This is a genomic window from Bacteroides sp. 1001302B_160321_D4 (genome assembly GCF_015667765.1).
Classification (GTDB): Bacteria; Bacteroidota; Bacteroidia; order Bacteroidales; family Bacteroidaceae; genus Bacteroides; species Bacteroides xylanisolvens.
Map to the genome: position 1 here is coordinate 1 of NZ_JADPLO010000114.1, position 7,595 is coordinate 7,595.

Genomic DNA, 7,595 nt, shown 5'->3' on the forward strand with positions numbered 1-7,595 from the left:
GCATCATTTAGAGGAGTAGTGGATATGAGCTTCTTCCTTTTTAGGCTAGCAAAGGTATATGCATGAAGGGAATTGACTAAACTTAATCCCCCAAGAATTACAACTGAGCCGAGAAAAACGATGAATTGCAGTTGAGAGGCAATTTCTTGGTTCGTTTGTTTGCGTTCTTTACTTTCGATGTTATTTTGCATTAGATAAATGCCTAATGCTTTCTGAATATCGGCTATTCCCTTGTCCCATTCATGTTCGCCAAGTGTTTGAATGAAAGTACAATATTGCTTGAGCTTTTTGCTTAGCTTTTTTAAACTGTTGTATTCGGTGTCAATGGGAGGATTAATGTGCGCAGAGCGTATTATGTTTGACATCTGCAAATAATACGTTTTCATTCCATTTTCAGAATTGAATGTAGTCAGGATATACTGTTTCGTAGCTTCTGAAACCTCTTCCTGTAAGTCTTTTAATTGACTGTTTTCCATAATCATTAGAATTTAAAAGATGAATAATAGATTGATGGGAGAGGAAGAAGTGCTAATAAAAAAGCGGTTTCGCCTGTCCCATTGTCTAACATACCGACGGCAGGTTTAGAGGTGCATTAACACTCTCTATGGGGGGACGAAACCGCCCATATAAGAGTTCACATACGAACATAAAAATGCTCGCTGCGATAGTAGGCAGGTTTCCCCACCGTCTGTTAATATGTTAGACGTTGCAAATGTAGCCTTATTAATTCAATTCGCAAAATATTGGAGATATTTATTGATGCTTAGTGAAGCTAGTTTTCTTACAATGCAAAAAGATTTAGTGAATGGTTAATATGTAAAAATCCCCGGATAATCTAATTGTCCGGGGATGAATTATTCAAGTAAGAGAATATTGAATTATTTAATTCTCTTGTAACCATATACAGCCAAATCTCCCAGTTCCTCTTCAATGCGGAGTAACTGATTGTATTTAGCCATACGGTCTGAGCGGCTTAAAGAACCTGTCTTGATCTGTCCGCTGTTAGTAGCTACTGCGATATCGGCGATAGTAGCATCTTCTGTTTCACCCGAACGGTGAGAAGTAACAGTAGTGTATCCATGACGGTGAGCCATTTCGATAGCGTTCAGTGTTTCTGTCAGCGAACCGATTTGGTTTACTTTAATCAGGATAGAGTTGGCACAGCCTTTTTCGATACCCATTGCAAGGAAATCTACGTTGGTTACGAACAGGTCGTCACCTACCAACTGGCAACGGTTGCCGATGCGTTCGGTCAGCTTTTTCCAGCCTTCCCAGTCGTTTTCGTTCATACCGTCTTCGATAGAGTCGATAGGGAATTTGTTGATTAGTTCTTCCAGATAGTCAACTTGTTCTGCGGAAGTGCGTTTCTTACCTTTTTCACCTTCAAACTTGGTATAATCGTAAATACCATCGTGGTAGAATTCGGAAGAAGCACAGTCCATACCGATCATAACGTCTTTGCCCGGTTCGTATCCTGCTGCTTTGATAGCGGCCAGAATAGAATTCAAAGCATCTTCCGTACCTTCGAGGTTAGGTGCGAAACCACCTTCATCACCTACAGCAGTGCTAAGGCCACGGTCTTTCAAGACTTTCTTTAAAGCGTGGAATACTTCAGCACCCATGCGCAGACCTTCTCTGAAAGAAGGAGCACCTACGGGACGGATCATAAATTCCTGGAATGCGATCGGAGCATCGCTATGTGAACCACCGTTGATGATGTTCATCATCGGTACAGGCATTACATACGTATTTGTTCCACCGATATAGCGGTATAGAGGAAGATCCAGATAGTTGGCAGCAGCTTTAGCTACGGCAAGAGATACACCGAGAATAGCGTTAGCACCTAAATTCGATTTAGTCTTAGTGCCGTCCAATGCCAGCATTGTGTAGTCGATACCTCTCTGATTGAGTGAAGACATACCAATCAGTTTCGGAGCGATGATTTTATTTACATTATCAACCGCTTTTTGTACTCCTTTTCCACCATAGCGCTGTTTGTCACCATCGCGAAGTTCCAATGCTTCGTGTTCACCTGTGGAAGCACCTGACGGCACAGATGCACGTCCCATAATGCCGGATTCCAATACTACGTCAACTTCTACTGTGGGGTTACCTCTTGAATCGAGAATTTCTCGAGCTACAATTTTTTCAATTTTCATCGTTTCTATTGTTTTTGAATAAGATTTCTGCAAAAGTACGGACTTGACGGGGAGTGAGAAATCACTATAAATAGGTATTCTTTTTGTGCCTATTCCCTATATGTCGTTAGTCCGACCTTATACTATAACAACGGGACGATGCTTTTTGTTTGAGTGCGGCGGGGTGAATTTGCAGGATTTTAATCTTCGATAATAACCCCTAACAGTGGAAGCAAATCCATTGCTTGCAGGGAAGTGATGACAGCCCCTTTCAGATCGCTGATGTTAAGCGTGATTCCGCTGATACGGGAAGTGCGCAAATCTATTCCGCGAAGCGGAGCGTGTGAAAAATCGGCTTCTACGAGATCGCAACTCTCAAATGCGACGGATGAAAAACGGCAGTCGTTCAGACTTCCGTTGCGGAGCTGGCTGTGTGCAAAACGTACCTGGTTCATTTTACTCATAGCCAGATTGATATAACCTGCGTTGCAGTCATGCAGCAAGACGTGATTCATCGTTGTTTCCGATAAATTGGTACCCAATAGTTTGCAGGAAATGAATTCTACCCGGTAGAGCGAACTTTCAGCAAAAGAAATGTTGGATAGGTCGCAGTTCTCGAACCTGACATCGCTCAGTTGAGAGGAACGGAATTTACATTCGCTGAATGTCTGATGCTGAAAGGTGCAGTTTTTGAAACTTTTGTAAGATTTGTCGATGCCTTCTTCTTTTCCTTTGCAGAATAAAAGATGAGAGACGGTTTCTTCTCTGTCGAGCCATTCCTGTAGGGTAATAGTACTGACTTCCTGTTCTTCCATCATGGGAGGAACAACGCGGACGGGTTTGGTTGGGTTTCTTTTAATCATGCCGTAAAGGTAGGATTTATATTCGAATTATTAAATCTGTTTTCCCACATATCCGCCGGCTAACGTTGCGGCTAATCCTATTCCTATACTTAATAATGTATATAGAACAAATGCTCCGTAAAATTCTCCTTTCAGCAGACCTACGCCATCACTGGAGAAAGTAGAGAACGTTGTGAAACCTCCACATAAACCCGTTGTCAGAAACAAACGGACCTCGAACGGAAGGTGGAATCGCTCTGAAAGAGCATAGAACAGACCGATGAGAAAACTGCCGAGAAGATTGACCGTGAAAGTGGCCCATGGAAAATGATAAGGGACGATTCGTTCGTGCATTAACAACTGGATAAAATAACGTAGTGCACTACCAGTTCCTCCACCGATAAAGATATAGATAACTTCTTTACTCATTTGATTGAAAGATTGATATTATTTGTAGGCGGCTTCAAAATCCTTTTCGAATTGTTGGAAGCCTCCGGGATAAACTAAGGTGTTGTGTCATATAAATAATAAAATGTTTGTTGATGTGATTGAGATAATAATCTGCAAATATAGAAAGATTATGCAATATTCATATTTAATCCTTTTAATTTAATCACCATAGACACTATATTTTGGGGGGGAGACAAAATGTGTTATCTGTTTTATTATTAAGTACTTATTTCGTTTTTGAATCTGTATTCCTCTATATTTTCTTTATAAAGAAAAACACTACTTGGATTTCCGGTCTATCTTTGCCATACGATTATTAACTAACTCATTTATATCATGAAGAACATGAAAATAGGAACTGCAATGTGGGTCTGCCTGTTGCTCTCTTTTTTCTTCGGCACATCAGCAAAGGCCGAAAGTATCACTTCTCCTGACGGACAATTAAAACTTAATTTCTCTGTCAACATGCAAGGAGAACCGGTGTATGAACTCTCTTATAAAGGAAAAGAGGTGATTAAACCTTCGAAACTGGGACTGGAATTGAAAAATGATCCCGGACTGATGAATGGATTCACTCTGGCCGATATTAAAACTTCTGCTTTTGATGAAACATGGGAACCGGTGTGGGGAGAGGTGAAATCGATCCGCAACCATTATAATGAAATGGCTGTTACCCTGAATCAAAAGGCGCAAGATCGTAATCTGATTATTTGTTTTCGTCTTTATAATGATGGCTTGGGGTTCCGCTATGAGTTCCCGCAGCAAAAGAATCTGAATTACTTCGTTATAAAAGAAGAACATTCGCAGTTTGCTATGGCCGGCGATCATACGGCATTCTGGATTCCAGGCGATTATGATACGCAGGAATATGACTATACCGAATCCAAGCTTTCAGAGATTCGCGGATTGTTGCAAGGGGCAATTACTCCAAATGCTTCTCAAACTCCTTTTTCACCAACAGGTGTGCAGACATCTTTGCAAATGAAGACAGCCGACGGGTTGTATATCAATCTGCATGAAGCGGCTTTGGTTGATTATTCTTGTATGCATCTGAACCTTGACGATCAGAACCTGATTTTTGAATCATGGCTGACTCCTGATGCAAAAGGGGATAAAGGTTATATGCAAACGCCTTGCCGTTCACCCTGGCGCACGGTGATTGTCAGTGATGATGCTCGTGATATTCTGGCTTCCAAATTGACTTTGAACTTGAATGAACCTTGTGCCTACGAAGATGTTTCCTGGATTAAGCCGGTGAAATACATCGGTGTGTGGTGGGAAATGATTACCGGAAAAAGTTCCTGGTCGTACACGGATGATGTTTATTCTGTGAAACTGGGACAGACGGATTATTCCCAAACAAAACCGAGCGGGCGTCATGCAGCCAATAATGACAAAGTGAAGCGTTACATTGACTTTGCTTCAGAGCATGGATTCGACCAGATCTTAGTGGAAGGCTGGAATGAAGGCTGGGAAGACTGGTTCGGAAATTCGAAGGATTATGTCTTTGATTTCGTAACTCCGTATCCTGATTTTGACGTGAAGATGCTCAATGCGTATGCAAAGGAAAAAGGAGTGAAGCTGATGATGCATCACGAGACTTCCGCTTCTGTACGTAACTACGAGCGCCATCTTGATAAAGCCTATCAGTTTATGATAGATAACGGATACAATGCTGTGAAGAGCGGGTATGTAGGTAATATTATTCCGCGTGGAGAACATCATTACGGACAGTGGATGAACAATCATTATTTATATGCGGTGGAAAAAGCGGCCGAATATAAGATCTGTGTAAATGCTCACGAAGCAACCCGTCCGACAGGATTATGTCGCACATATCCGAATCTGATCGGTAATGAATCGGCTCGTGGCACGGAATATGAAGCCTTTGCAGGGAATAAGCCGTTCCATACCACCTTGCTTCCTTTCACCCGTCAGATTGGTGGACCGATGGATTATACACCGGGTATCTTTGATACAAAACTTTCTTTCCTGTCAGGCGACCACAGTTTTGTACGTACAACTTTGGCAAAACAGTTGGCACTTTATGTAACGATGTACAGTCCTTTGCAAATGGCAGCCGACCTTCCGGAGAGTTACGAACGTCACATGGATGCATTTCAATTTATCAAGGATGTAGCCGTTGATTGGGATGACAGCAAGTATCTGGAAGCGGAACCGGGAGATTATATTACCGTAGCACGTAAGGCAAAAGGTACTGATAACTGGTTTGTAGGTGGTATCACCGATGAGAATCCCCGTACTTCTGCTTTTACACTTGATTTTCTCGAACCGGGAAAACAATATGTAGCTACTCTTTATGCTGACGGAAAGGAGGCGGATTTTGAAAAGAATCCTACTTCTTACCAGATAAAAAAAGGACTTGTTACAAACAAGAATAAGATGTCTGTGAAGCTGGCACGTAGCGGAGGATTTGCAGTAAGTTTGATTGAAGCAACTCCCGCTGACTTGAAAACGATCAAGAAATGGAAATAAGATTCCGGTAAAAAGATTGTTTTCGGATTCCCCGCTTTTTAATAAATATTAGTTGTGCTTCGCAAAGAAAACTAAAACTTTGCGGAGCGCTTTTTTTATAGGACGAATTCTTTTTTGTACTTTTGCGCCATCTTTTTTAAAACATCATCAATAAAGAGAACAACATGGGAGGTTTTTTCGGAACAGTCTCGAAAACTAGCTGCGTGACTGATTTATTCTACGGCACAGATTATAACTCACATCTGGGTACCAAGCGAGGAGGACTCGCAACATACAGTGAGGAAAAAGGTTTTATACGCTCCATTCACAATTTGGAAAGTACTTATTTCCGAACCAAGTTTGAAGGAGAACTGGACAAATTCAAAGGAAACGCCGGCATCGGCATCATTAGCGACACAGACGCACAACCTATCATCATCAATTCTCACCTCGGGCGCTTCGCCATTGTCACAGTCGCTAAAATAGTCAATATCCAGGAATTGGAAGAAGAACTTCTCAGTCAAAACATGCACTTCGCCGAACTTAGTTCGAGCAACACCAACCAGACGGAACTTATCGCATTACTTATTATACAAGGCAGAACTTTTGTGGAAGGTATCGAAAATGTGTTTAAGCACATTAAGGGTTCTTGTTCGATGTTGCTTCTGACGGAAGATGGTAGTATCATCGCTGCCCGTGACCGATGGGGACGTACTCCGGTGGTGATTGGAAGGAAAGACGGTGCTTATGCTGCAACGAGCGAATCGTCCAGTTTTCCGAATCTGGATTATGAGATTGAGAGATATTTAGGTCCCGGTGAGATTGTCCGTATGTATGACGATCATGTTGACCAGCTTCGCAAGCCCAATGAGGATATGCAGATTTGCTCGTTTTTGTGGGTGTACTACGGTTTCCCGACTTCTTGTTATGAAGGAAAGAATGTAGAGGAAGTGCGTTTCACCAGCGGATTGAAAATGGGACAGACAGATGAATCGGAAGTGGATTGTGCTTGCGGTATTCCTGATTCGGGAGTGGGTATGGCTTTAGGATATGCCGAAGGAAAGGGGGTTCCTTACCATCGTGCTATTTCAAAATATACACCGACATGGCCTCGTAGCTTCACTCCGAGCAATCAGGAGATGCGTTCGCTTGTTGCTAAGATGAAGTTGATTCCCAACCGTGCCATGCTGCAAAATAAACGTTTGTTGTTCTGTGACGATTCAATCGTGCGGGGAACTCAATTACGTGACAATGTGAAGATTCTGTATGATTACGGAGCAAAGGAGGTGCACATGCGTATCGCTTGTCCGCCATTGATTTATGCTTGTCCGTTTGTTGGTTTTTCGGCTTCTAAAAATGCATTGGAGTTGATTACCCGTCGTATTATCAAGGAACTGGAAGGGGATGAGAATAAGAACCTGGAGAAATATGCTACTACCGGTTCTCCGGAATACGATAAGATGGTTAGTATTATTGCAGAGCGTTTCGGTCTCAGTTCATTGAAGTTTAATACACTGGAAACGCTGATTGAGGCTATCGGATTACCTAAATGCAAGGTTTGTACACATTGCTTTGATGGTAGCAGCCATTTTTAAAGTAGTCAAATAGGATATTTAAGTATCCGGATAAAAGTATACAATAAAAAGAGCCGTGAATTGCTTTGTAATTCACGGCTCTTTTTTTACCTTTA

Annotated in this window: 6 protein-coding genes; 2 read left to right on the forward strand and 4 right to left on the reverse strand. The window is 42.0% G+C overall.

Features of this window, described 5'->3' with window-relative positions; all coding sequences use genetic code 11:
- The 4 genes from KFO40_RS24820 to crcB all read right to left on the reverse strand — a co-directional run.
- On the reverse strand, positions 1 to 476 hold a 476-nt coding region (locus tag KFO40_RS24820), incomplete at its 3' end, for a hypothetical protein (protein ID WP_234394195.1).
- A 402-nt stretch (positions 477 to 878) separates the two neighbouring features.
- Positions 879 to 2,159: a phosphopyruvate hydratase gene (gene eno, locus KFO40_RS24825; RefSeq protein WP_004302046.1), complete on the reverse strand. Its 1,281-nt coding sequence runs from the start codon at positions 2,157 to 2,159 to the stop codon at positions 879 to 881.
- Positions 2,160 to 2,338: 179 nt separating this feature from the next.
- Entirely contained in the window at positions 2,339 to 3,001 is a 663-nt protein-coding gene (locus tag KFO40_RS24830) for a pentapeptide repeat-containing protein (RefSeq protein ID WP_008644437.1), read from the reverse strand.
- Between the two features lie 30 nt (positions 3,002 to 3,031).
- Complete coding sequence (crcB, locus tag KFO40_RS24835) at positions 3,032 to 3,409, reverse strand: fluoride efflux transporter CrcB (RefSeq protein WP_004309778.1); 378 nt, start codon at positions 3,407 to 3,409, stop codon at positions 3,032 to 3,034.
- A 357-nt stretch (positions 3,410 to 3,766) separates the two neighbouring features.
- Here crcB and KFO40_RS24840 point away from each other — a divergent pair, with 357 nt between their 5' ends.
- Positions 3,767 to 5,926 (forward strand): glycoside hydrolase family 97 protein, encoded by a 2,160-nt coding sequence (locus KFO40_RS24840; RefSeq protein WP_004309779.1) that lies wholly within the window; start codon positions 3,767 to 3,769, stop codon positions 5,924 to 5,926.
- Positions 5,927 to 6,090: 164 nt separating this feature from the next.
- Entirely contained in the window at positions 6,091 to 7,500 is a 1,410-nt protein-coding gene (locus tag KFO40_RS24845) for an amidophosphoribosyltransferase (RefSeq protein WP_004302052.1), read from the forward strand.
- Positions 7,501 to 7,595: the final 95 nt, after the last annotated feature.

Bases quoted from the DNA above. Each gene is read 5' to 3' on its own strand.
- crcB (WP_004309778.1), bottom strand. From the start codon at position 3,409: ATGAGTAAAGAAGTTATCTATATCTTTATCGGTGGAGGAACTGGTAGT.
- KFO40_RS24840 (WP_004309779.1), top strand. From the start codon at position 3,767: ATGAAGAACATGAAAATAGGAACTGCAATGTGGGTCTGCCTGTTGCTC.
- KFO40_RS24830 (WP_008644437.1), bottom strand. From the start codon at position 3,001: ATGATTAAAAGAAACCCAACCAAACCCGTCCGCGTTGTTCCTCCCATG.
- KFO40_RS24845 (WP_004302052.1), top strand. From the start codon at position 6,091: ATGGGAGGTTTTTTCGGAACAGTCTCGAAAACTAGCTGCGTGACTGAT.
- eno (WP_004302046.1), bottom strand. From the start codon at position 2,159: ATGAAAATTGAAAAAATTGTAGCTCGAGAAATTCTCGATTCAAGAGGT.